Source organism: Sebaldella termitidis ATCC 33386 (genome assembly GCF_000024405.1).
Classification (GTDB): domain Bacteria; phylum Fusobacteriota; class Fusobacteriia; order Fusobacteriales; family Leptotrichiaceae; genus Sebaldella; species Sebaldella termitidis.
Genome location: NC_013517.1, coordinates 3,475,220 through 3,498,656, shown reverse-complemented (window position 1 = coordinate 3,498,656; position 23,437 = coordinate 3,475,220). Strand labels below are relative to the sequence as shown.

The 23,437-nt window shown below is 35.2% G+C and carries 23 protein-coding genes and 1 riboswitch; of the genes, 14 read left to right on the top strand and 9 right to left on the bottom strand.

The genetic code is table 11. From position 1 onward, the window contains the following. Nucleotides 1–78: 78 nt before the first annotated feature. From STERM_RS16400 to STERM_RS16370, 7 genes are all read left to right on the top strand, one after another. A complete protein-coding gene (locus tag STERM_RS16400) occupies nt 79–1,653 on the top strand; it encodes an alpha-glucoside-specific PTS transporter subunit IIBC (protein ID WP_012862745.1) in 1,575 nt (524 codons plus the stop codon). A gap of 77 nt (nt 1,654–1,730) precedes the next feature. Continuing rightward, a complete protein-coding gene (locus STERM_RS16395; RefSeq protein WP_012862744.1) occupies nt 1,731–3,059 on the top strand; it encodes a 6-phospho-alpha-glucosidase in 1,329 nt (442 codons plus the stop codon). A gap of 286 nt (nt 3,060–3,345) precedes the next feature. Beyond that, complete coding sequence (locus STERM_RS16390) at nt 3,346–5,067, top strand: phospho-sugar mutase (RefSeq protein ID WP_012862743.1); 1,722 nt, start codon at nt 3,346–3,348, stop codon at nt 5,065–5,067. 8 nt (nt 5,068–5,075) lie between these two features. Then, nucleotides 5,076–6,149: a radical SAM family heme chaperone HemW gene (gene hemW / locus STERM_RS16385; protein ID WP_012862742.1), complete on the top strand. Its 1,074-nt coding sequence runs from the start codon at nt 5,076–5,078 to the stop codon at nt 6,147–6,149. A gap of 9 nt (nt 6,150–6,158) precedes the next feature. Further along, nucleotides 6,159–6,830 (top strand): YggS family pyridoxal phosphate-dependent enzyme, encoded by a 672-nt coding sequence (locus tag STERM_RS16380; RefSeq protein ID WP_012862741.1) that lies wholly within the window; start codon nt 6,159–6,161, stop codon nt 6,828–6,830. 11 nt (nt 6,831–6,841) lie between these two features. Further along, nucleotides 6,842–7,300, top strand: coding sequence for a cell division protein SepF (locus STERM_RS16375; RefSeq protein WP_012862740.1), 459 nt, complete (start codon nt 6,842–6,844; stop codon nt 7,298–7,300). 114 nt (nt 7,301–7,414) lie between these two features. Then, nucleotides 7,415–8,185 carry a Cof-type HAD-IIB family hydrolase gene (locus tag STERM_RS16370; protein WP_012862739.1) on the top strand — a complete coding sequence of 257 codons (771 nt, stop codon included), beginning with the start codon at nt 7,415–7,417 and terminating at the stop codon, nt 8,183–8,185. Between the two features lie 70 nt (nt 8,186–8,255). Here the strand turns inward: STERM_RS16370 and STERM_RS16365 are convergent, their stop codons facing one another. Continuing rightward, nucleotides 8,256–9,200 (bottom strand): DMT family transporter, encoded by a 945-nt coding sequence (locus tag STERM_RS16365; RefSeq protein ID WP_012862738.1) that lies wholly within the window; start codon nt 9,198–9,200, stop codon nt 8,256–8,258. A 58-nt stretch (nt 9,201–9,258) separates the two neighbouring features. Further along, nucleotides 9,259–9,383: riboswitch (FMN riboswitch) on the bottom strand. A 91-nt stretch (nt 9,384–9,474) separates the two neighbouring features. Here STERM_RS16365 and STERM_RS16360 point away from each other — a divergent pair. The 5 genes from STERM_RS16360 (at nt 9,475) to STERM_RS16340 (ending at nt 14,335) form a co-directional block, all read left to right on the top strand. Beyond that, on the top strand, nt 9,475–10,503 hold the full coding sequence (locus tag STERM_RS16360; RefSeq protein WP_012862737.1) for a M50 family metallopeptidase: 1,029 nt from the start codon (nt 9,475–9,477) through the stop codon (nt 10,501–10,503). Nucleotides 10,504–10,523: 20 nt separating this feature from the next. After that, nucleotides 10,524–11,852 (top strand): APC family permease, encoded by a 1,329-nt coding sequence (locus tag STERM_RS16355; protein WP_012862736.1) that lies wholly within the window; start codon nt 10,524–10,526, stop codon nt 11,850–11,852. A 69-nt stretch (nt 11,853–11,921) separates the two neighbouring features. Next, nucleotides 11,922–12,755, top strand: a complete 834-nt coding sequence (locus STERM_RS16350) for a tetratricopeptide repeat protein (RefSeq protein WP_041310068.1) — start codon at nt 11,922–11,924, stop codon at nt 12,753–12,755. Beyond that, nucleotides 12,752–13,675 carry a DUF4037 domain-containing protein gene (locus STERM_RS16345; RefSeq protein ID WP_012862734.1) on the top strand — a complete coding sequence of 308 codons (924 nt, stop codon included), beginning with the start codon at nt 12,752–12,754 and terminating at the stop codon, nt 13,673–13,675. Before STERM_RS16350 ends, STERM_RS16345 begins: the two co-directional genes overlap by 4 nt. A gap of 42 nt (nt 13,676–13,717) precedes the next feature. After that, nucleotides 13,718–14,335: a DUF4125 family protein gene (locus tag STERM_RS16340; RefSeq protein ID WP_012862733.1), complete on the top strand. Its 618-nt coding sequence runs from the start codon at nt 13,718–13,720 to the stop codon at nt 14,333–14,335. A 119-nt stretch (nt 14,336–14,454) separates the two neighbouring features. Here STERM_RS16340 and STERM_RS16335 read toward each other — a convergent pair whose 3' ends face one another. Beyond that, on the bottom strand, nt 14,455–15,867 hold the full coding sequence (locus STERM_RS16335) for an FAD-binding oxidoreductase (RefSeq protein WP_012862732.1): 1,413 nt from the start codon (nt 15,865–15,867) through the stop codon (nt 14,455–14,457). A gap of 236 nt (nt 15,868–16,103) precedes the next feature. Between STERM_RS16335 and STERM_RS16330 the strand changes: the two genes are divergently transcribed. Then, nucleotides 16,104–16,559, top strand: a complete 456-nt coding sequence (locus STERM_RS16330; protein ID WP_012862731.1) for a hypothetical protein — start codon at nt 16,104–16,106, stop codon at nt 16,557–16,559. 177 nt (nt 16,560–16,736) lie between these two features. Here STERM_RS16330 and STERM_RS16325 read toward each other — a convergent pair whose 3' ends face one another. Further along, nucleotides 16,737–17,672 (bottom strand): NAD(P)H-dependent oxidoreductase, encoded by a 936-nt coding sequence (locus tag STERM_RS16325; protein ID WP_012862730.1) that lies wholly within the window; start codon nt 17,670–17,672, stop codon nt 16,737–16,739. Nucleotides 17,673–17,850: 178 nt separating this feature from the next. Here STERM_RS16325 and STERM_RS16320 point away from each other — a divergent pair, with 178 nt between their 5' ends. Then, nucleotides 17,851–18,393: a TetR/AcrR family transcriptional regulator gene (locus STERM_RS16320; protein WP_012862729.1), complete on the top strand. Its 543-nt coding sequence runs from the start codon at nt 17,851–17,853 to the stop codon at nt 18,391–18,393. Between the two features lie 119 nt (nt 18,394–18,512). Here the strand turns inward: STERM_RS16320 and trpA are convergent, their stop codons facing one another. The 6 genes from trpA to STERM_RS22575 are packed head-to-tail and all read right to left on the bottom strand — an operon-like array spanning nt 18,513 to nt 23,419. Further along, nucleotides 18,513–19,271, bottom strand: a complete 759-nt coding sequence (gene trpA, locus STERM_RS16315; RefSeq protein WP_012862728.1) for a tryptophan synthase subunit alpha — start codon at nt 19,269–19,271, stop codon at nt 18,513–18,515. After that, the gene (gene trpB / locus STERM_RS16310) at nt 19,264–20,445 is read right to left on the bottom strand and encodes a tryptophan synthase subunit beta (RefSeq protein ID WP_012862727.1); all 1,182 of its coding nucleotides are present in this window, start codon (nt 20,443–20,445) and stop codon (nt 19,264–19,266) included. The genes trpA and trpB overlap by 8 nt, the downstream gene beginning before the upstream one ends. A 14-nt stretch (nt 20,446–20,459) precedes the next feature. Further along, entirely contained in the window at nt 20,460–21,050 is a 591-nt protein-coding gene (locus tag STERM_RS16305; RefSeq protein WP_012862726.1) for a phosphoribosylanthranilate isomerase, read from the bottom strand. Between the two features lie 28 nt (nt 21,051–21,078). Beyond that, complete coding sequence (locus STERM_RS16300; RefSeq protein ID WP_012862725.1) at nt 21,079–21,813, bottom strand: indole-3-glycerol phosphate synthase TrpC; 735 nt, start codon at nt 21,811–21,813, stop codon at nt 21,079–21,081. Beyond that, a complete protein-coding gene (gene trpD / locus STERM_RS22580; RefSeq protein WP_012862724.1) occupies nt 21,813–22,832 on the bottom strand; it encodes an anthranilate phosphoribosyltransferase in 1,020 nt (339 codons plus the stop codon). Before trpD ends, STERM_RS16300 begins: the two co-directional genes overlap by 1 nt. Further along, nucleotides 22,826–23,419, bottom strand: coding sequence for an anthranilate synthase component II (locus tag STERM_RS22575; RefSeq protein WP_012862723.1), 594 nt, complete (start codon nt 23,417–23,419; stop codon nt 22,826–22,828). The genes trpD and STERM_RS22575 overlap by 7 nt, the downstream gene beginning before the upstream one ends. Between the last annotated feature and the right edge of the window lie 18 nt (nt 23,420–23,437).

Genomic DNA, 23,437 nt, shown 5'->3' with positions numbered 1-23,437 from the left:
AAAATTTAATAATTAACTATAAAAATATATATTTGTTAATTTTAAAATAATATAATAAATTTTTTTAGAGGTGGTAGAATGTTAAAACAAGTACAGAGATTTGGAGGAGCAATGTTTACGCCGGTAATGCTGTTTGCGTTTGCCGGTATGGTTGTAGGACTTACAATATTATTCAAAAATCCGGATATATTTGGAAATCTGGCAACTCCCGACCATATGTGGTACAAAATATTTCAGGTGGTGGAAGAAGGAGGATGGACAGTCTTCAGGCAGATGCCGCTGTTATTTGCAGTAGGGCTGCCGATAGGATTGGCAAAAAAGGCACATGCAAGAGCATGTTTGGAAACATTAGTATCATATCTTACATTTAATTATTTTCTAAATGCAATACTTACTATATGGGGCGGACGGTTTGGCGTAGACATGACTCAGGAAATAGGGGGTATTAGCGGTCTTACTGATATAGCCGGGATAAAAACACTTGATACAAGTATAGTAGGTGCTATAGCAATATCAGCTATTATAATAGGCATACACAACAGATATTTTGACACTAAGCTTCCTGATTTTCTCGGGATATTTCAGGGCTCGTCATTTGTGGTAATAATAGCATTTTTTGCCATGATACCGTGTGCCTTGGTTACGGCGTTTGTATGGCCGGTAATTCAGAATCTGATAGCTTCGATGCAGGGATTTTTAGTATCTTCGCAGCTGCTGGGCGTATGGCTTTATACATTTTTGGAAAGAATTCTTATTCCTACAGGTCTTCATCACTTTATATACGGTCCGTTTATATTTGGTCCTGCAGTGGTGGAGGGCGGTATAGCAAAATACTGGGCTGAACATCTTCCGGAATTTGCTGCATCGACAGAGCCGTTAAAAAATCTGTTTCCGCAAGGCGGATTTGCTCTTCATGGAAATTCTAAAATATTTGGTGTTCCGGGGATAGCGGCTGCAATATATGTAACAGCCAAACCTGAAAAGAAAAAAATGGTTCTCGGTCTTCTGGTGTCGGCAACCTTAACTGCAATAGTAGCAGGTATTACAGAACCTCTTGAATTTACATTTATATTTATAGCACCGGCATTATTTGCAGTGCATGCTGTGCTTGCAGCTACAATGGCAACTATAATGTATGCCTTTGGGGTAGTGGGAAATATGGGAGGCGGACTCATAGAAATAATGACGCAGAACTGGATACCGCTGTTTAAGAATCATTCAGGAACTGTATTTGCACAAATAATTATCGGGCTGATCTTTACTGTAATTTACTTTTTTGTATTCCGGTTTCTCATACTAAAATTTAATATCGCTACACCGGGACGTGAAGAAGAGGAGAATGCGGAAGTAAAACTATACTCAAAGGCAGACTATAAAGCCAAAAAAGGTGACCTTAACACCAAAGATGCATTTATGGATCAGGCAATGATATTTCTTGATGCTCTCGGCGGAAAAGAGAATATTCAGGAAGTAAATAATTGTGCTACAAGGCTGAGAATAAGCGTAAATGACGAAACTGTGGTAAAGCCGGATGCTGCTTTCAGGGAAGGCGGGGCTCACGGTGTGGTAAGAAACGGAAAGGCTTTTCAGATAGTGGTCGGATTATCAGTGCCGCAGGTAAGAGAACGTTTTGAAGAGCTGATAAAAGAATAAGCCATTAAAAAATGAATATATTGCAAGGAGTTTCAAGTAAAAAATAATATATAAAAAATTTTTAGGAGGAATAAATTATGAAAAAGTTTTCAATTGTAGTAGCAGGCGGGGGAAGTACATTTACACCAGGAATTATACTTATGCTTCTGGATAATCTTGAAAAATTTCCTATAAGAAAAATTATCTTTTATGATAATGATAAGGAAAGACAAGACATAGTAGCTGATGCATGTGAAATAATTTTAAAGGAGAAAGCTCCCGAAATAGAATTTCTGGCGACTACAGACCCTAAGACAGCATTTACCGATATAGACTTTGTCATGGCGCATATAAGGGTAGGGAAATATGCAATGAGAGAAAAGGATGAGAAAATTCCTCTTAAACACGGGGTAGTAGGTCAGGAAACATGCGGTCCCGGAGGTGTGGCATATGGTATGAGATCAATAGGTCCTGTTATAGAACTGGTGGATTATATGGAAAAATATTCGCCTGATGCATGGATGCTGAATTATTCCAATCCTGCGGCAATCGTTGCAGAGGCTACAAGAAAGCTGAGACCTGATTCAAAAATACTGAATATATGTGATATGCCTATAGGAATAGAAGTAAGAATGGCACAGATACTGGGACTTGAATCAAGAAAAGATATGGAAATAAAATACTTCGGGCTGAATCACTTCGGATGGTGGACAGATATAAGAGATAAAGAAGGAAATGATCTTATGCCGAAATTAAAAGAGCATGTAAAAAAACACGGTTATGTACCTGATGCAAAAGTAGAAGGACAGCATGTGGAGGCAAGCTGGAATGATACATTTGCCAAGGCTAAGGACGTATATATGCTGGATCAGAAAACACTGCCTAATACATATCTGAAATATTACCTGTTTTCTGATGAAGTAGTAGAGCACTCAAATCCTGATTATACAAGAGCAAATGAGGTAATGGACGGCAGAGAAAAATTTATTTTTGGTGAGTGTAAAAAAATAAAAGAGAGCGGTACTGCAAAAAATACAGAATTTGAAATAGATGAGCATGCTTCATATATAGTGGATCTGGCAAGAGCAATTTCTTATAATACAAAGGAAAGAATGCTTCTTATTGTTCCGAATAACGGGGCAATAATAAATTTTGACCCTACGGCAATGGTGGAAATACCATGTATAGTAGGTTCGCAGGGACCTGAACCGCTTGTGGTAGGAAGTATACCACAATTCCAGAAAGGAATGATGGAGCAGCAGGTTTCGGTAGAAAAACTCGTAGTAGAAGCATGGGCAGAAAATTCTTATGAAAAACTGTGGCAGGCAATTACATTGTCAAAAACTGTGCCTAGTGCAAGAGTAGCAAAACTGATACTTGATGATTTGATCGAGGCTAATAAAGAATACTGGCCGGAATTAAAATAATAAGTATAGAGCCCGCAGAATATTTCGATTTCTAAACCAAAACAGATTTTTCGTGTGATGACGAAAAGTCTGTTTTTATTTTTAGGGATAAAAAAAGGGAATTAAAGAGTTTTCTATAGGAAAACTACATTAAAATAACTGATAATAAGGGGAAAAACTATGGAAATAATAAACAGCCAAAGCAGAATCGCGTTCCATTTTATTTTCTTACTATAAAAATCTTTGTAGATTGGAAAAAATATGGTAGAATTAAAAAGAAAGAGAACTAAAAAATCAGGAGGATAAAATGGAAAATTATATTCAAAGATACAACGAGTGGCTTCATTCAGACTTTATTGACGAGGAAGACAAAAAAGAATTGGAGAATATAAAAAGTGATACTAAAGAAGTGGAAGAAAGATTTTATAAGGACCTTACTTTTGGTACAGGAGGTATTAGAGGTATCAGAGGTGTAGGAACTAACAGAATAAATAAATATGTTATTAGAAAAGCCACTCAGGGACTGGCTAATTATATGTTGTCTGTAAATAAGGAAGATGCTGTAAAAAAAGGAATAATAATAGCGCATGACTGTAGAATAGGTTCTGTGGAATATGCTATGAATACAGCAAGAGTCATGGCAGGAAACGGAATAAAAGCTTATGTTTATAAAAGCCTGAGATCGACACCCGAGCTTTCGTTCGGCGTAAGAGAAATGGGATGCATGGCTGGTGTAGTGGTTACTGCAAGTCACAATCCTGTGGAATATAACGGATATAAGGCTTATTGGGAAGATGGCGCACAGGTGGTAGAGCCTCATGCTTCCGGAATAGTTAATGAAGTAAATAAAATTAACGGATTTGATGAAATTAAGCTGATGTCAGAAGAAGAAGCTAAAGAAAAAGGGCTTATTATAGTTTTAGATGAAAAAATAGACGATTTATACATAGAAGCAATAAAAACACAGGTAATAAATAAAGAGATAAAAGGAAAAGAGAAATTTAAGATAGTTTACACTCCTCTTCACGGTACAGGCGGAAGACCTGTAATGAGAGTACTTGGGGAGCTTGATTTTGATGTAACGGCAGTGAAAGAACAGATAGAACCGGACGGGACTTTTCCTACAGTAAAATATGCAAATCCCGAAGAAAAACCTGTTTTTGAATTGGGGATAAAGCTTGCGGACAGTATAGGATCGACTCTCGTAATGGCTAATGATCCTGATGCGGACAGAATAGGAATAGCTGTAAAAACAAAAGCCGGAGAATGGTATTATCCAAACGGGAATCAGATGGGACTTTTGATCTTACAGTATCTGCTGAATAATAAAAAGAATATTCCGGCAGATGCAAAGGTAATAACAACTGTGGTTTCTACACCTATGATAGATAAAATAGGAGCTTCTGAAAATGTGGGAGTTATAAAAACACTTACAGGTTTCAAATATATAGGAGAGAAAATAAGACAGTTTGAAGCAAAAGAAATAGAAGGAACATATCTGTTTGGTTTTGAGGAAAGCTACGGATATTTAGTAGGTACACATGCAAGAGATAAGGATGCCATAGTAACAAGTCTTATTATAGCAGAAATGGCAGCTTTCTATGATTCGGAAGGAACAAGTATTCCGGAAGAGCTGGAAAAATTCTATGAAAAACACGGATTTTATCTGGAAGGAATAGAATCAGTAACTCTTGCAGGAAAAGACGGAATAGAAAAAATGGGAGCTTTAATGACAGATCTTCGTGAAAATGTAAAGGATAAGCTTCTGGGTAAAAAGATAAAAATAAAAAAAGATTTTAAACTAAAAAAAGAATACAACTATGAAACAAATGAGGAAAAAGATATCAATCTTCCTGTGGAGAATGTAATACAGTTTATTCTTGAAGATGATACATATATAACTGCAAGACCTTCAGGAACTGAGCCGAAAATCAAGTTTTATTTCAGCGTAAATGAAAAATCAGAAAAAGCAGTACAGGAAAAACTGGATAAAACAATGAAAGAATTTACAAAAACTTTGGAAATATAGGTAATTCTATGGACGCATTATATATTCATATCCCGTTTTGTGATAAAAAATGTTTTTATTGCGACTTTTGGACATTTATAAATATGGGGCATGAAATAGACAGATATACAGATTATATAATAAAGGAAAGCAGACTGTATCCGGTGTACTACTATGATACAGTCTATTTTGGAGGGGGAACTCCTGGATTAATAGGGGCTGACAATTTCGCCAAAATACTCTCGGCATTGAAAGTGAAAGAAAATGCAGAAGTAACAGCAGAAATAAATCCCCTTAATTATAGTACCGAAGATTTTCGTAATTATAGAAAAGCGGGAGTAAACAGACTCAGCATAGGGATTCAGAGCTTTCAGGATCATGTGCTGAAAACGGCAGGGCGAAACCATAATGGTACACAGGCATTGGAGACATACAGAAAAGCAAGGGAAGCAGGCTTTGAAAATATAACTGTGGATTTGATGTTTGGCATACCCGGGCAGACTCTTGAGGATGTTTATAATGATATCAAAATAATAAAAGAAATAAGTCCAGATCATATATCAGTTTATTCTCTTATATGGGAGGAAGGAACGTTATTCTGGAAACAAAGGGAAAATGGACTGATAGAGGAAGCTGATATTGATCTCGAAGCACGTATGTACGAGACAATAATAGAAGAATTGACAAAAGACGGTTATATTCATTATGAAATATCCAATTTTGCAAAGCCGGGAAAAAAAGCAAGACATAATACGAAATACTGGGAAAATAAGGAATTCATAGGATTGGGAGTAAATTCTTCCAGCTATTACAATGACCAGAGATATAAAAATCTGAAAAATCTGTATAAGTATTATAAAATGATAGACAATAAAGAATTGCCCATAGATATCAGCAGCCTTGAGAATGTAGACAGAGCTGAAAAAGAAAAAATGAAAATAATATTGGGACTTAGACTTTTGGATACAGGAATACCGTATTTTAATGACAGCAGAGTAGAAAAATTATTCGGGAACGGACTTCTCAAAAAAGAAAATAACAGAATAATACTTACTAAAAAAGGTGTAATGCTTGCCAATGAAGTGTTCGTGGAATTTATATAAGGAGACAGCATGGAGCTTAATAAAGATAAAATCATAGAAAATTACAGTAAAATAGAAAATGATATAAAAAAATATTCACCTTATCCTGAAAAAGTAAAAATTTTATTTGTAACAAAATATTTTGACATTGAAGAACACCAGAAAATAGTTAATATGGGGTTTAATTATTTTGGTGAAAATAAGGCACAGTTATTTAGAGACAAGATTAAAACTATTGATAATCCTGAATTAAGATGGGATTTTATTGGACGCTTGCAAAAAAATAAAATAAAGTATATAATTAAGCGTGTTAATTTAATACATTCAATAGATACAATTTCTTTACTTGAGGAAGTAAATGAAAAAGCCTGTGAAATCGGGAGAAAAGTAGATGTACTGATACAGGTTAATGTCAGTCATGAGGAAACAAAAACAGGTTTTCACGTATCAGAGTTATCAGACGTATTTAAAGTAAGAGCTGATAATATAAATATAAGAGGTTTGATGACAATGGCCCCTTTAACAGATGATGAAAGTGAACTAAGGAAGTATTTCAGAGAAACATTTGAAGTTAAGAATGATATAAATAAAAAATATAATCTGAATTTAGATGAATTATCAATGGGAATGTCAAATGACTATAAGGAAGCCTTGATGGAAGGTGCTACAATAGTGAGGATCGGCAGCAAGCTGTTTGAATAGGAGGGAAAAAGGTGTTTAAAAAAATTCTGGAAATGATAGGCATGAATTATGATGAAAAAGACGAGTTTGAGGAGGAGTATTATGAGCCTAAAAAACACGTGCAGATAAAATCTCAGCCTATAGAAACTAATATAAACGATGAAAACAGAAAGATCGTAAATATTTTTGGCGGTGCAAGACGAGAAGAAGGTGGTAAGATGAGAGTGAGTTCAGTATCAATAATAAGGCCGAAAACTTTTGAGGATTCGAGATTAATTGCGGATTCTATAAAAGAGAAAAAGGTAGTTACTTTTAGTTTGGAATTTTTAGGTTTTGAAATAGGACAGAGAGTAATAGATTTCGTGAGCGGAACGGCTTATGCCATGGATGCACAGCTTTCTAAGATCACTGATAAAGTATTTACGATTATACCAAGCGGCATTGGATATGAAGATATGGATGACGCCATGTTTGAAGAAAAGGACTTTTAAAATCAAAGTATTTTATGGATTTTATACAAATTAATACAGAAACTATAGTTCAATTTTTATTAAAAATTAATATAATTGAACCTTTTTGTGTTTAATTGCAATGGAGGATTTGAAATGATAAAAGCGGTATTTTTTGATTTTGACGATACACTTGTATCAAAAAAAGATCATACAATGAGGGAAAATACGGAAAAAGCAATAAAATTACTGAAAAAATCCGGCATAATACCTATCATAGCCACAGGAAGACCGAAGTATACAATTAATGAATATCTTGATAAGCTTTCCATAAATAATGCAGTATTTTTAAATGGTCATACTGTATGGCTTGAAAACAAAATAATACATGATCAGATAATAGATGAAGACAAAGCCAGAGTTATGTTTGAACTGGCAGAGAAAAATGATTTTTCTTATGGAATCATAAATAATGATGGAACATATCTGAATTTACATCCTGAAAAAATGAATGATCTGGATGTCGTGGATATAGAGTATATGCCTCAAAAGCTTGAAAAAAGATATATTCCGGGAAATTGTCTGTGGATTTTCGCAGGGAGCAGATATGATAATATTCTTATCGAAACAGCGGAGCAAAATAATATGCGTATTCTCAGATGGAATGAAGCAGGTGTGGATATTATTTCAAAATCAGTATCAAAGCAGACTGGGGTAAAAATTTTACTGGAAAATCTCGGTATAGATTTTTCAGAAGTAGTTTCTATTGGTGACGGTGATAATGACATAGAGCTTTTGAAAGCTTCAAAGATAGGTATTGCCATGGGAAACGGGAGTGATAATCTGAAAGAGTGTGCCGATATGGTAACAGACTCCATTGATGACGACGGAGTATATAAAGCAATGGTAAAATTAGGACTGATATAATAAAACGGAGTAAATCCTTAATGAGGGACAAACTCCGTTTTTTAATTTTAGTTTTTGTATTGGAATCAGATCAGCTTTTTTCAAATTTTTCTTCAGAATTAATATTTGAAAAATTCAGATATAAAATTGAAGAAATCAAAACTAAAGCAGCGATAATCTGAATAAAGCTGAGAACCCTATGTCTGAGGATTCCTTCTAAAACCACTGAAGTCAGCGGAAAAGCCAGTTCACAAAGAGTGGCTACAGATGCAGAGGTTCCTTTTAATCCCAAATAATATATAAATACAGCCAAAAGTCCGAAAAAGGCAATAAATAATGCAAGAAAAACCATGTCCTTATTGGCTGTAAATGCATATACAGTCCCGAGTTCTTTTTTGAACAGAAGTATTACAAACATAATAAGAGCTGTAAATGTAAATCTGTAAAAAGTACTTGTGGAAAAATCATATTTATTTAAAACCTTTCTTCCGAATACCGTACCGCTTCCAAAAGAAAAAGCAGCAAGAACAGAGTATAAAGATGCCTGCACATTATTTTTTTCGAGAAGCATAGGACTTTTGAAGCCAAAAGCAAGTATATAGCTGGAACATACGGCAACTAACGCCAGAAGGTAAAACTTTTTGCCGGGTTTTTCCTTTAGCAGTATTGCTGCAAGTAAAATAGCAAAAACAGGCTGCAATTTCTGAAGCAGTATAACAACGCTGTATTGGCTGAATTCACTGAGCTGCAGTGCTTTTACCATAGAAAGTGTACCTATGACACCCCCGAACAGGGCAATCAGGAAAAAGTATGTTATATCACTCAGAGTAAACACTTTTAAATATTTATACTTTTTAAACATAAAAATACTCAAAAATATAAATGGAATAAAATGTGCCACAAACACAATAAATTCCACATTATAAAAATGAAATACCGAAAAATATGACGGAGTAAGAAGCACACCGTCTATTCCCCACATAGCTGCTGCAATAATTATAAGGATATTGCTGAAAAACCTGAATTTCTTATCCATAATATGAAGTCCTCCCAAAATAAAAAAACTTTCATCAAGCAATGAAAGAAAGCAGCATAAAAATCTTCTTTCATCCAGACTATAACTGTCGGTACCGGAATCTAACCGGTTCGTGCTTATAAAAAAAATAAGCTTGCGGACTTTACCGCCGGTAGGGAATCGCACCCTGCCCCGAAGAGTATAATCCTATCATATAATTTCTAATAAAAAATGTCAATAGTAATAATTTCAATTCTGTTATATAATATAAGAACATTCAGATAAAGGAGAGATTATGAGTATAATAATTACAGTGCTTTTATTAGGGATAATAGTATTTATCCACGAATTCGGACATTTTATAACAGCGAAGATGTTTCATATGCCTGTACTGGAGTTCGCAGTAGGTATGGGGCCGAAGCTTATATCAAAAAAAGTAAAAACAACAGTCTACTCTATAAGGGCAATTCCTTTCGGCGGTTTTGTGAGCATAGACGGAATGGAAGTGGAAGCAGAAAATGAAGTAGAAAACGGGTTTAATACGCAAAATCCTTTAAAAAGACTGATAGTACTAAGTGCAGGAGTCTTTATGAATTTTTTGTCAGGGATAATCGCATTATTTATTTTATTTTCTATAACAGGTGTAATCTCAACTAAGGATATACCGGCAAAAGTAAAGAATGTTGCGGTATCTGCAGAAGCAAGCAGTGTTTTGCAAAAGGGAGACATAATAACTTCCTTTAACGGAAATAAAATAAATAACTGGCAGGAGCTTACGAAAAATATTATAGAATTAAATGTCAGCGGATATAAAGGACAGGATATAGATTTAAAAGTCTTAAGAGACAATAAAGAGATAGATTTGAAAACAAAGCTTACATCAGGAGAGGGAAATAATTATATACTGGGAGTGGAAGTAGATGCTCCGAAAATGAATCCTCTTGACAGGGCAAAGCTGTCTTTTCTTTCATTTTTCAAAATAATGGAAGAAATGATAAAAGGACTGGCGGGGCTGGTAACAGGTAAAGTAGGATTAAACAATCTTACAGGTCCGGTAGGACTTACTAAAGTAGTGGGAGAGGCTTATTCCAGCGGCGGATTTATAATACTGCTGAATTTCTTTGTGTTGATATCACTTAATATAGGACTGCTTAATCTTTTGCCGTTTCCGGCACTTGACGGCGGCAGAATCATTTTTGTATTTTTGGAAATGATAGGAATAAAGATAAATAAGAAGCTTGAAGAAAAATTTCATATAATAGGCTTTAGTCTTCTTATAGGTTTGATGGTTTTTGTAGTATTTAATGATATAAAAAACTTTTAGTGGAATAGGAATTACAAAAAATGGAAACGCATTTAAATAAAAAATACGGTTTATTCGTAGCATTATCAATGGTAGTGGGAATTGTCATAGGAATAGGGATATTCTTTAAGGCAGAGGTGATATTAAATGAAGCAGGGGGTAACCCGAAAATAGCACTTCTTGCTTGGGCTGCCGGCGGGGTAATAACAATTTTTTCCGGGCTGACAATTGCGGAAGTGAGTGCAGCAATACCTAAAACTGGGGGAATAGTAGCTTATGCAGATGAAATATATGGAAGATTTTTTTCCTATATAGTGGGATGGAGTCTCTGCATTTTATATATGCCAGCAATAGAAGCAATTATAGTATACTATTTTTCTATTTTTTTGCTGAATTTTCTCGGAATAGAGGCAAATATGCCTTATATGCTTCTTATCTCCTTCGGAACGCTCACAGCAGTAAGCTTTATAAATATGTTTACAAAAAAAGCCGGAGGAATAATACAGATAGTATCGACAGCAGCAAAATTAATTCCTATTGTTCTGATAATAATATATGGTTTTTCAAAAGGGAATATGCTGCATGTCACGTGGAATTCATACGGAATGACAGGGAGCGGTCACGGGAAATCTTTTTTTCTTTTGTTTGGAAAAGCTTTGGTGCCTGTTATGTTTGCATTTGACGGCTGGATATATGTAAGTTCCATATCCGGAGAGCTGAAAAATCTGAAGAAAGATCTTCCAAGATCGATAATATGGGGCTTAAGTATAATAACTCTGGTATATTTACTGTTTAATACAGCGTTGCTTGCCGTTTTTCCCGTAAATAAAATAATAGAGCAGGGAATATTCGGAATAGCTCTTTATCTTTTCGGGGAAAAAGGAGCAAAATTTATATTTGCCGGAATTGTAATATCTGCATTCGGCGGATTAAACGGTTTTATAATAGCAAGCCCCAGAATTCCTTACAGTCTGGCTTTGGAAAATAAATTTCCCTGTAAGAATATAATCGGAAAAGTGAATACAAAATATGATCAGCCTATAAATGCTTCTATACTTATGTATATTTTGGCATGTATTTATCTGGCACTTATATTCATCACGAGAAATCCCAATGTATTCGGTGATATCCCTGTAGCGGTATTCTGGGTATATTATTCTTTCCTGTTTATGGGTGTTATAATACTGAGAAAAAAAGCACCTGATATAGAAAGACCTTACAAGGTGCCGTGTTATCCGGTTATTCCCGTACTTGCCACAATAAGCGGGATTACAATAGCAGTATATGCAGCTATAGCCAATCCGTGGTATATGTTTATATCGGGAGTATTAATAGCAGCGGGACTGGTATTTTATAAAAAAGACAAATAAATTTAATACAGGAAATTTGTTTATAATAAATCTATATTTTTGAAACAGGGATTATTAGTGTATGTATAAATGAAAGGAATAAGAATGGAGATGTCTTTGGAAAGCCTGACAGAAAAAATTTTGGAATTAAAAAAACAGGGAAAAGTTTTGGAGCAAATTCCCGTTTACAGGGAACTGCTTTTTGCTGCGAGACAGAATTACGGTACTGAGAGTAATGAAGTAATAACAATATTAAATGATTTAGGCGGAATTTTGAGATATGTAGGCGAATATAGCGAGGCAGAGAGCTATTTGCTTGAGTCAGAAAAGCTTATAAGAAAAAAATACGGCACAGATAATAGAGAATATGCCACTTGTATTTTAAATCTTGCAGAATTATACAGATTTATGAGAGAGTATGATAAAGCTCTGGAGCTTTATAAAAAGAGCATGAAAATATATTCAGCAAATGGTGAAAACGGATATCTATATGCAAGTGTATGTAATAATCTGGGGCTTTTATATCAGGATATAAAGGAATACGAAAAGGCTTTGGAGCTGCATGAAAAAAGTCTGGAAATTCTGGGAAAGCTGTCGGATTACAGGCTTGAATACGGAACTACTCTTAATAATCTTGTACTTCCTTATAAATTAACTGGAAAAAGGGAAAAAGCTAAAAAATGTACGGAAGAAGCTTTGGAAATATTTGCCGGAACACTGGGAAAAGAGCATTCGCTTTATTCAGCGGCTTTAAACAATCTTGCTATATTTTTCTATGAAGAGAAGGAATATAAAAAAGCCGGAGATTTATTTGAGGAAAGCCTTCGGATTTGTGAAAAGACATTTGGAAAAAACAGCATTAATTATAAAAATCTTGAAGAGAATTTGAAAGCAGTAAGGGCAAAAACAGGTGAAGAATCATGAAAGGAATGGAACTGTCAAGGCTTTATTATGAAAAAGTCTGCAAGCCTGTGATAGAGAAAGAAGCAGGAGAGCTTACAGAACGGACAGCGGTCGGACTTGTAGGCGAGGGTTCTGAGTGTTACGGTTATGATGATGAAATATCAAGAGACCATGATTTCGGACCATCATGCTGTTTTTGGCTGACAAAGGAAGATTACCGGATATACGGCGGAAAGCTCAGGGAAATACTGGATTCTCTGCCAAAGAGCTTTATGTCGTTTCCTGCGTTGAAAATGAGCGAATGGGGAGGCGGCAGACGGGGAGTATTGAATACAGAAAGCTTTTACCGGAAATTTACAGGAAAAGAAAACGGGCCTGAAACGCTGGATGAATGGAGAATGATTCCCGAAACAAATCTTTCTATAGTAACAAACGGCAGTGTATTCAGCGATCCCTTGGGCGAATTTACGAAAATAAGAAACCGCCTTCTGGAATATTATCCTGAGGATATAAGGCTTGATAAAATAGCTTCCAGATGTATGAAAATAGCCCAATCGGGACAATATAACCTTGGAAGATGTCTGAAAAGAGGGGAATTTGTTGCTGCAAGAATTGCAGAAGCTGAGTTTATCAATGAAAGTATATACATGATTTATCTTCTGAATAAAAAATATATGCCTTTTTATAAATGGATGCATAAGGATATGCAGTTTTTGCCTATACTTGGCAAAGAAGTGCATAATTTGCTTAATAATCTTATAAGTATACAAAATTCCGAAAAGCCTGAAACAGCAGAAAAAATTTGCGGACTGATAATTAATGAGCTGAAAATACAGGGGATTTCTGAAAATAAAAGTGATTTTTTACTTGATCACGGACCGGATATTCAGAGAAAAATATCAGATGAGAGTTTGAGAAATTCTAATCCGTGGATAGATTAGTACAGCTAAAAACAGGTTATGTAACCGGAAAGGAGAAAATTTATGACTGAAAAAAGTATACAGGAGCTGGCAGAGGAAATAACACAGAGAGAATGGAAAATGTTTCATAATACACAGAATATCGGTGGACAGGCCTCGTGTCAGAATGATCGGGAGACATTTGAAATAATGAGGAAAAGCCAGTGGGAAACTTGCAATACTCCTGTTTTAAACAGTTATCTTACAGATCTGATCAGAGCAGAGGCAGCAGGATATAATCTTCTTACTGAAAAATATGCCAGAATGATGGAATACACAATGCCGGAAGAATATGGGAAAATTAAAGACAAGCTTCCCAAAATAAGTGATATAAAACAGGAAATAACTGAAAATATTCTAAAGGAATATCTTCCGTGGAGGAAAGAGGTAAATAAAAAATATCCTAAGCTTTCCAATGCAGGAAGACCTTTGGAAAAAAACGACGATACAGAGGAAGTGACTTCAGTGGAAACATATTACAGGGGGGAGCTTCTTACATATTCGGTGGAGACTCTGGAGCTTTATTATTCATATATTCTTGACTGTGTCCGTGCCGGACGGAATCTGGTCCGTGATAATCTTGAGAATATGGTAAAAATGTACGGATACAGCTCTCTTGAAGATGCAGAAAAAAAGCTGTAATTAAAAATCAGAATAATATAATAAAAAGTTATGTGAACTTAATGAAGACATAACTTTTTTATTTTTTGACAGTATCAAAATATTTTTCTTATTTAATTTTCGTGTACCCCAGACTGCGTCTAATCCAGAAAAATCTTACCCGGATTAATAATATTATTCGGATCAAGAAGATTCTTTATGCTTTTCATTATATTAAGTGTAGTCTGGTCTATCATAACCGGAAGATATTCTCTCTGAACAAAGCCTATTCCGTGTTCTCCGGTAACTGAGCCGTTCAGGGCATTGCATATATAATCAAAAAGCTCTTTTAGGTGCAGTTTCAGCTTATTATTCCAGATATCGTCAGAAACTCCCGAACGCAAAATATTTGCATGGATATTCCCGTCTCCTGCATGTCCGTAGCATGCAGCTGTATAGCCGTATTTCTGACACCAGTTATTGATATAATTTACTGCTTTCGGGATATTGGCACGCGGTATGGAAATATCCTGTTCCTTATAAACATCCTTATCTCCTACGGCAGTTCCCGTATTTCTACGCAGTGTCCATATCTGTTCTTTTTCCTCCTCTGAATTGGCAAAGAGGATAAATTCAGGGTTGTCAGCATTTTCTACTGCTTTTTTCAGAAGTTCTCTTTCTTCAAGAAGTTTTTCATAATCATTGCCGTCAAGCTCTACTATAAGATGTGCCTGAGTTTTTTCACTTACAGGAGGAAATTCAGCATTTATATGTTCTTTGGATATAATAAGGGCATTTCTTTCCATAAATTCAAGAGAGCTTGGAATAATTCCCGTATTCAAAATAGTATTTACAGCTTTTCCTGCGTCTTCCACAGAAGTAAATGACATAAGCATAAGTACATTTTCTTTTACAACAGGAAGGAGCTTTAATGTAGCTTTAGTAATAATCCCGAGAGTGCCCTCGCTTCCCACAAAGAGCTGTGTCAGATTATAGCCTGCGACATCTTTTATAAGATTTCTTCCTGTGTGTATAATATCTCCGTTGGCAAGTACTACTTCAAGACTTAGAACGTAATCTTTCGTAGTGCCGTATTTGACAGCTTTGGGTCCGCCTGAATTTTCAGATATATTTCCTCCGATAGAGCAGTCTTTGTAATTAGCAGGATCAGGAGGATAAAAAAGACCTTTTTCTTTTACTGCCTGCTGTAAAATATAATTTATGACAAACGGCTCTGTAGTTATCTGGAAATTATCAGTATCAATATTGAGTATTTTGTTGAATTTTTCCATGGAAATCACAATTCCGCCTTTTACCGGAAGTGCTCCGCCGCTGAGTCCTGTACCGGTACTTCTCACCGTAACAGGAATTATGTGTTTATTACATATTTTTAATATTTTTGAGATATCCTCTGTATTGCCGGGAACCAAAACTAATTCCGGCATATATACAAAATCTTCTGTTTTATCCTGTGCGTATGCCAGCTTTTCGTTTTCTGAAGCAATAACCTGCTTTTCATCAAGAAAAGACAAAAATTCAGAAATAATATGACTGTCGATTTTTTTATATGACATTTTGAAACTCCTTCTTAACAGGTAGATTTATTGCTGAAATTTTATATTTTTTACAGAACAGTGATTCTGTTTTTATCAGCTGTAAAATTGTCAGTAATAAAGATACCGTATATGATAAAATATCCCTAATTATAACATTTTTTGAGCATAGTTACAAAAGAAAAAGTTTTTAAAAATCTTATATCTAAAACGATTAATTAATGATATAATATAAAGAAATTAAACAGGAGGACAGTATGAAAAAATTAAGTCTGATATTATTTTTACTTTTAGCATTATCAGTTTTTTCTGCACAAAAATCAGGAATAGCAAAATATGACAGCCTGCAGTATTCTAAAGGGAAAACCGTGATTTACTTTGATCCGGAAGGGAATTCTGTCAGCAAGGCAGATGCCGAATATGAGCGTAAAGTTTATTCGCAGGGAAGAAATCTGTATATAGTGGTGGACTATTTTGCAGATACCAAAGAACCGGCATATATTTTTGAGACAACAGAAGGTCATATTAAAGAATTTGAACCTTCCGGAGATGACACGCTGAACGGTCTTGTTATTTATTACGGGAACGGGAATATTGCCACTATAGGCGTATTTGAGGGAAGTAATGTAAATAACGGTACTATCACGACATTTGACGAGGACGGAACTGAGCTGGAAACTATTACATTTAAGGACGGGGCAGCAATAAATTAGGAATGCGAATAAATAAAACGATAAACAGTTCTTATTATAGGATTTTGAATATAAGAGAACTGTTTTTTTATTAATAAGAGAGAAGAAATATTTGACTCCGGACTGACTGAATAAAAAAAGATGCAGTAATATTATTTACTGCATTTTTATATATTTTTTGGTTATTGTGGTTGCAAATTAATTTTCGGGCATAACCGGCTGAATAAATTCTTTGTATTTTTTCATTCTGTCAGCGTATAAATCAGAACTTTTCACTTCTTTTAATGTCTCCACTGTTTGTTTAATATCATTGACATGAATAATTTTTCCGGGCATTGTATTATGTGCATGTGAAATTTGTTCTTCCGGAAAGTGAAAGCTGATTTTTCCGTCTGTTGTCTTAATTTCTCCTGTTATTCCGCATAAGCAGCATATAGCTTCGTTGGAATTATTATTTAAATAAAAGTTTCTGCTGTGACAGTGAGGGCATATTCCCGAATCTCCGAGATATTCTGCTTTTTCTATGTCAAAAGCGGCTTTTGCAAGATTTTGTCCGATTTCATTTACTTTTTTTACTCTTTTATCGTCTAAAATAATATTTGAAGACCAGTCAAAAACTTCATTGTTTATTGTTTTCCACATAGGAACCAGTGAAAACAGCTCCATATCACACTGAACTCTTGTTGTCCACTCAGAGCCGCCTAAGCTCATGTATGAAACAACCTTATTTTTCAAGATTCTCTGATCCGGTTCCTTGCCGCCGTTTTCTCTTGCTATTTCTGTACCGATAACATTGTTTGCTCTGTCCATTCTCGGTCCGAAACGGTCAAGAAGGGTTCTGAACAATCCAAGTGCTCCTTTTTCAAAAATAGGAACAGAAAAAATCAATCCGTCAGCATCCAGAATTTTATCTTTTATCCATTCAAAATCATCTTTTAGCGTACATATTCCGCCCTGTCCTGACATCAGAGTTCTTACACAGACAGTACAGCCTGTACAATGCTTAATATCAAGATCAAGCAGTCTTATAAATTCTACTTCGGCTCCTGCCAGTTTTGCTCCCATCAGTGCTTCCTTACACATCGAATCATTATTTCCGTTTCTTGTGCCTGCTGAAATTCCAAGTATTTTCATTATGTTCTCTCCTTAAATTCTTTTTGTTTTTTTCTCTTCCAGAAAAAAAACTCATATGATACAATTGTTACATAAAATAATATAACACACTAAATTCTTTTTTTAAAGATACAAAACCAGTTGTTTTGTTACTTTTACGAGAAAATTATTTTATAAATTTATAATCAGGGAGGCAGGAATGGGAAGCAAAGTGGAACAGAAAATACAGAGTAAAGGCTTGATAGTGCAGTCATTGGTATATTTAATGAGAAAGAAATCTTTTCATGAGATAAAAATAACAGAAATATGTAAAAAAGCAGGAGTATCAAGGCTTAGTTATTACAGAAATTTTGAAAGCAAAGAGGATATTGTTCTATATTATTTCAACAATAACTTTGAAAAAATTATAGGGAAAATAACTATGATGGAAAGTATCAGCTACAGGGAGCTGATTGAAATGCTGTTTCTGCATTTTATGGAGAATCTGGAAGAGAATAAACTGTTTTTTCGTGATAAGCTGATATATCTGATATCTATTTCTACAGATGAGTACATGAAAAAATTCCTGAAAGTGGTTTTTAAAGATAATGATCATGATGATTTTATACTGAAATTTTTACAGGGCGGTATAATGAATATAATGATAGGACTCATGACAGGCGATGAAAATCACAGTGTGGAGGATATTGCTGTAAGGATAGACTTTATATATAAAATGTTAAGCGAAAGAACAGAAATCTGATAAATAATAATAAAAAGACCGGATTAAATAAGGATGTTAATCCGGTCTTTGCATAAAATTATTTATTTCATTTTTAAATGGCTAAATACAACAAGCTGTCTGAATTTTAGCCAGAAAATCTATACAACGAATAACTCCTCCAGCTTGGGAACTACCTCATCAGGAGTATAGCTTTCTGTCAGCCGGACTATAGAGGTTCCCACTATCAGACCGTCTGCCGAGTTACGCAGCTTTATTATATCTTCCCTGTTTTTTATTCCAAAGCCTATAGCAACAGGAAGATCAGTATACTTTTTTATCTCGTGTATAAATTCAGTAAGTCTGTCCGGAGAAACCTGTTTTGTTCCAGTAACGCCAAGTGATGCAATAGCATATATAAAACCGCTTCCCTGTGAAACCAGTTTTGGAATCCGGTTTTGTGAAGTAACGCTTATAAGAGGAATAAAGGCAATATTATTTTTATTAAGCTTCTCAATAAGCTCCTGTGCCTCTTCATACGGCAGATCAGGAATTACAAGTCCTGTTATGCCTGCTTCTACGGATTTTTTTATAAAATGATCAATTCCGTAAGCAAAAATAAGATTATAATAAATTAAAAACACAAGGGGAGTATGTATATTTTCCTTTTCAGAAATTAAAAGGTCAAAAACTGTGTCAGGAGTAATATTATTCTGTGAAGCTTTAAAGGAAGCTTCTGAAATTATTTTTCCGTCAGCTATGGGATCGGAATAGGGAATACCTATTTCCAGAATATCTATAGGTGATTTTTTCAGATTCAGAAGAAACTTTCTGGTATAATCAATATTTGGAAAACCGCCTACTATATATCCGATATTTACATTTTTCTTGTCTTTAAAAATATTTTGCAGCTTATTCATGGATTTCTCCTCCTTTTAATATTGAAAATACTGTATGCATATCTTTATCTCCGCGTCCTGAAATATTTACAACAATGTTTTTCTTTTCTTTTAATACAGGGCATAGTTTTTTTAGATAGGCCACTGCATGTGCACTTTCTATAGCGGGAATTATTCCTTCTTTTTGTGTGAGCAGCAGAAGTGCTTCTATAGCTTCATCATCAGTAACCGCCGCATATGTTACTCTTTTAGTATCAAAAAGATAAGAGTGTTCGGGACCGACTCCGGGATAATCAAGCCCTGCTGATATAGAGTGAACAGGATTTATCCGCCCGTATTTATCCTGAAGAACATAAGTTTTCATACCGTGGAGTATTCCCGGACTTCCCATACTAAGGGTAGCTGCATGCTCTTCTGTGTCAATTCCTTTTCCTCCGGCTTCAATACCGTACAATGCCGTATCTTCATTATCAAGAAAAGCGGAAAAAATACCCATGGCATTACTGCCGCCGCCCACACAGGCAATAATACAGTCAGTATTTCCATATTTCTCCATTTGTTTTTTTGTCTCATCACCGATGACAGACTGAAAATCTTTTACCATTTTTGGATATGGATATGGTCCTACTACGGAACCAATAATATAAAATACATCCTCTACTTCATTGACCCATGCCTGAATAGCAGCGGTAGTAGCCTCTTTCAGGGTTTTCAGCCCTTCCTCCACTGAAATGACTCTGGCTCCGAGGAGTTCCATACGAAAAACATTCAGCCTTTGTCTTTCGATATCTACAGCTCCCATATATACATCACATTCCATACCCAGAAGAGCAGCGGCAGTAGCTGCGGCAACACCGTGCTGTCCTGCACCTGTTTCAGCAATTACTTTCTTTTTACCCATTCTTTTGGCAAGAAGAGCCTGACCAAGTGCATTATTTATTTTATGAGCTCCTGTGTGGTTCAGATCTTCTCTTTTTAAAAATATATTATGCCCGTAAAATTCACTCAGATTTTTTGCGTGGTATAAAGGAGTTTCTCTTCCTACGAAGTCTTTCAGCAGACTTTGAAATTCGTCTCTGAATTTTTTATCATCAATGGTTTTTTCATATTCATTTTCAAGATCAATCAGTGCATTCATAATAGTTTCAGGAACAAACTGTCCCCCGAAATTTCCATAATAAGATTTTTTATTCATATTTTATTCCTTTCTTATTTAACAATATTAATTATGTCGAGTATAAGTTTTTTATCTTTTCTGTTATTTATTTCAACCCTGCTGTTGACATCAAGAACTGCCGGGTTATATTTCAGCGCATCCTTTATATTTTTTTCTGACAGTCCTCCTGCGAGAATATAAGGATAATTCAGATTTTCCAGTATGCTCCAGTCAAAAACAATTCCGTTTCCGCCGTGCTCCTTACCTTTGGTATCAAAAAGAGGATATTCAATATACTCTTTATAAGGTAAGATATCAGGTATTTTGTCAAAAACCCTGAATACTTTCCAGATTGTTCCGCCGAGCTTTTTACAGAAATTCGGACTTTCATCACCATGAAGCTGGATAATATCAAGCTTTGCAGCATTTCTTATTTCTCTTATCTCATCTACTGATGAGTTAACAAAGACACCGACTGTTTTTTTATTATATTGATGTGCTGTTTCTGTTATTTTTTTTGCAAGATCCGCAGAAACCTGTCTGGGACTTTTGGCAAAAATACATCCGAAATAATCGATATCAAGTTCTGCAAGTTCAAGTATTTCTTCCATAGACCTGATTCCGCATATTTTTAGTTTACTCATAATTTCTCCCATCCGATAAAGAAGTATTTTATTTTGGATTCAAAAGACTGGTTTTCATAAGCGATTCCCCTATAAGGACTCCGTCAACACCTATAGATTCTAAAAATTTTAAATCTTCCTGTGTATGAACCCCGCTTTCACTTATAATAGTAATATCTTTTCCGGCAGGAATTTTTGGAAAAAGATTTTCTGTTACAGAAAGCGAAGTTTCAAAGGTATCAAGATTTCTGTTGTTAATTCCCAAAAGCTTAATTTCCGGGATTCTTAAAGCTCTTTCCAGATCTTCTTCATTATGAATTTCCACAAGCACTTCCAGCTCCAGATCAAGAGCCAGTTTATGAAGATTAATAAGTTCAATATCTGAAAGCATTTTTACTATTAGCAGTACTGCGCTTGCTCCTATAAATTTTGCCTGTGCCACCTGAAACGGATCGAAAATAAAATCCTTTCTTAATACAGGTATTTCAGGATGAAGCTTTCCCGCAAAAGTGAGGTCTTCATTTTGTCCTTTAAAAAAATGATTTTCTGTCAGGATTGAAAAAGCTGCGATATTGTTTTTTACATAATAATCGAGCTGTTTTTCTATGTCAAAGGTATCTTTTGCAATAGTCCCTTTGGACGGAGAAGCTCTTTTTATCTCACCTATTATCTGAATGCCGTCTTTCTTCAAAGCTTTTATAAGCGACGGCTTTGAAAGTATTTTTTTTTCCTCTGAAAGCTGTTTTTCCCTTTCCAGCTTGATTTTATGCAGTATATTTGACATTAGCTTACCTCCTTTAAAAAATCAATGTAATTTCTGAAATAATCATATATATGACCGCTGTCCAAAGCATTTTCTATTATTGTTTTTGCTTTTTCCGGAGAATCGGAAAAATCTGATGTGTAAAGGGCAAACATTGAATTCAATACGACAATGTCTCTTTTAGCTCCTTTTTCCCTGCCGTTTAGTATGTTAATAAGGATTTCGGCATTTTCTCCGGGATTTCCGCCAGTGATTTCATTGTGCGGGGCTCTTTTAAAACCATATTCTTCCGGAGAAACGGAAAATTTCTTTATTTCATTTTGTTTTACCTCAATGATCTCAGTGTCCGCAGTAATGGATATCTCATCAAGACCATCATTTCCTCTTACGATAAGTGCATGCTCCCGTCCCAGATGCCGGAGTGTTTCGGCATAAAGACTCTGTACAGGTTTATGATAAATTCCTACAAGTTGGTATTTCAGCGAGAGGTTTGGATGAAGCAGGGGTCCCAGAATATTAAAAACTGTTCTTACTCCGAGTTTTTCCCGAAGAGTTTTTACTTCTCCCACCAGTTTATGAAAATACGGAGCATGAAAGAAAGAAAGATTTTGATTCTTTAATATATGCTGCTGTTTATCAATAGAACTTTCCAGAGGAACATTAAGAATATCCAGAATGTCGCTGCTTCCGCTTCTGCTGGAAACTGCTCTGTTGCCGTGTTTTGCCACGGTTACTCCCAGTGCTCCGCATATAAATGCTGTTGCCGTGGAAATATTAATGGTTTTGAAGCCGTCACCGCCTGTTCCGCATACATCAATCATAGCTTTCTTATCTTCAAAAGTGGAGCTGTATTTCAGAATGTTTTTTACAAAAGCGGCTAACCCCTCTGGTGTGAGGCTTTCCTCCGAGATAAGTACAAGGAGCGCACTCAGCTGATTTTCATCATATGATTTATCTGCGATAATTTTTACTATTTCTTCAAAGTCATTATTTGATAATCTTTCTTTATCCTGTAACTTTACAATATATTTTCTTAACATGAATATTCCTCCTGATTATATGAGATAGACAGGAAATTTTTCAGAATTTCCTTTCCGTAATTTGTAAAATATGATTCCGGATGAAACTGTACTCCGTATATTTCTTTAGTTTTATGCTTTATTGCCATAATTATGCCGTCATCTGTTTTTGCCAAAATTTCAAGTTCTTCCGGAAAATTATTTTCTGATATATACAATGAGTGATAGCGCATAACTGAAAACTTTTCCGGGATATTTTGAAACAGTTTTTCTTTCTTTATAATATTTACATTGGAAACTTTTCCATGAACCGGTATGCTGAGACGATTTATCAGACCTGAGCAGGAGTAGCCCACAGCCTGATGACCGAGGCAGATTCCAAGTACGGGGATATCCGGAATACTTTTCAGGATATCAAGGCATATATTGCTGTCAGCAGGGTGCTTAGGTCCCGGTGAGAGTATTATTCCCGAAGGGTCTAGCTTTTTAATATCTTTAATGGTAATGCGGTCATTTCTTACAGTATGGACTCTTTTCCCGCTGATATCCTCGACATACTGCTTTACGTTGAAAACAAAAGAATCATAGTTATCTATTAATAAAATCATAAGATTTTCCTCCTTAAA

Bases quoted from the DNA above. Each gene is read 5' to 3' on its own strand.
- STERM_RS16320 (WP_012862729.1), top strand. From the start codon at position 17,851: ATGGGAAGCAAAGTGGAACAGAAAATACAGAGTAAAGGCTTGATAGTG.
- STERM_RS16330 (WP_012862731.1), top strand. From the start codon at position 16,104: ATGAAAAAATTAAGTCTGATATTATTTTTACTTTTAGCATTATCAGTT.
- STERM_RS16345 (WP_012862734.1), top strand. From the start codon at position 12,752: ATGAAAGGAATGGAACTGTCAAGGCTTTATTATGAAAAAGTCTGCAAG.
- STERM_RS16390 (WP_012862743.1), top strand. From the start codon at position 3,346: ATGGAAAATTATATTCAAAGATACAACGAGTGGCTTCATTCAGACTTT.
- STERM_RS16305 (WP_012862726.1), bottom strand. From the start codon at position 21,050: ATGAGTAAACTAAAAATATGCGGAATCAGGTCTATGGAAGAAATACTT.
- STERM_RS16360 (WP_012862737.1), top strand. From the start codon at position 9,475: ATGAGTATAATAATTACAGTGCTTTTATTAGGGATAATAGTATTTATC.
- STERM_RS22575 (WP_012862723.1), bottom strand. From the start codon at position 23,419: ATGATTTTATTAATAGATAACTATGATTCTTTTGTTTTCAACGTAAAG.
- STERM_RS16380 (WP_012862741.1), top strand. From the start codon at position 6,159: ATGGAGCTTAATAAAGATAAAATCATAGAAAATTACAGTAAAATAGAA.
- STERM_RS16325 (WP_012862730.1), bottom strand. From the start codon at position 17,672: ATGAAAATACTTGGAATTTCAGCAGGCACAAGAAACGGAAATAATGAT.
- trpA (WP_012862728.1), bottom strand. From the start codon at position 19,271: ATGAATAAGCTGCAAAATATTTTTAAAGACAAGAAAAATGTAAATATC.
- STERM_RS16350 (WP_041310068.1), top strand. From the start codon at position 11,922: ATGAAAGGAATAAGAATGGAGATGTCTTTGGAAAGCCTGACAGAAAAA.
- STERM_RS16400 (WP_012862745.1), top strand. From the start codon at position 79: ATGTTAAAACAAGTACAGAGATTTGGAGGAGCAATGTTTACGCCGGTA.
- STERM_RS16395 (WP_012862744.1), top strand. From the start codon at position 1,731: ATGAAAAAGTTTTCAATTGTAGTAGCAGGCGGGGGAAGTACATTTACA.
- hemW (WP_012862742.1), top strand. From the start codon at position 5,076: ATGGACGCATTATATATTCATATCCCGTTTTGTGATAAAAAATGTTTT.
- STERM_RS16340 (WP_012862733.1), top strand. From the start codon at position 13,718: ATGACTGAAAAAAGTATACAGGAGCTGGCAGAGGAAATAACACAGAGA.
- STERM_RS16370 (WP_012862739.1), top strand. From the start codon at position 7,415: ATGATAAAAGCGGTATTTTTTGATTTTGACGATACACTTGTATCAAAA.
- STERM_RS16300 (WP_012862725.1), bottom strand. From the start codon at position 21,813: ATGTCAAATATACTGCATAAAATCAAGCTGGAAAGGGAAAAACAGCTT.
- STERM_RS16335 (WP_012862732.1), bottom strand. From the start codon at position 15,867: ATGTCATATAAAAAAATCGACAGTCATATTATTTCTGAATTTTTGTCT.
- STERM_RS16355 (WP_012862736.1), top strand. From the start codon at position 10,524: ATGGAAACGCATTTAAATAAAAAATACGGTTTATTCGTAGCATTATCA.
- trpB (WP_012862727.1), bottom strand. From the start codon at position 20,445: ATGAATAAAAAATCTTATTATGGAAATTTCGGGGGACAGTTTGTTCCT.
- trpD (WP_012862724.1), bottom strand. From the start codon at position 22,832: ATGTTAAGAAAATATATTGTAAAGTTACAGGATAAAGAAAGATTATCA.
- STERM_RS16365 (WP_012862738.1), bottom strand. From the start codon at position 9,200: ATGGATAAGAAATTCAGGTTTTTCAGCAATATCCTTATAATTATTGCA.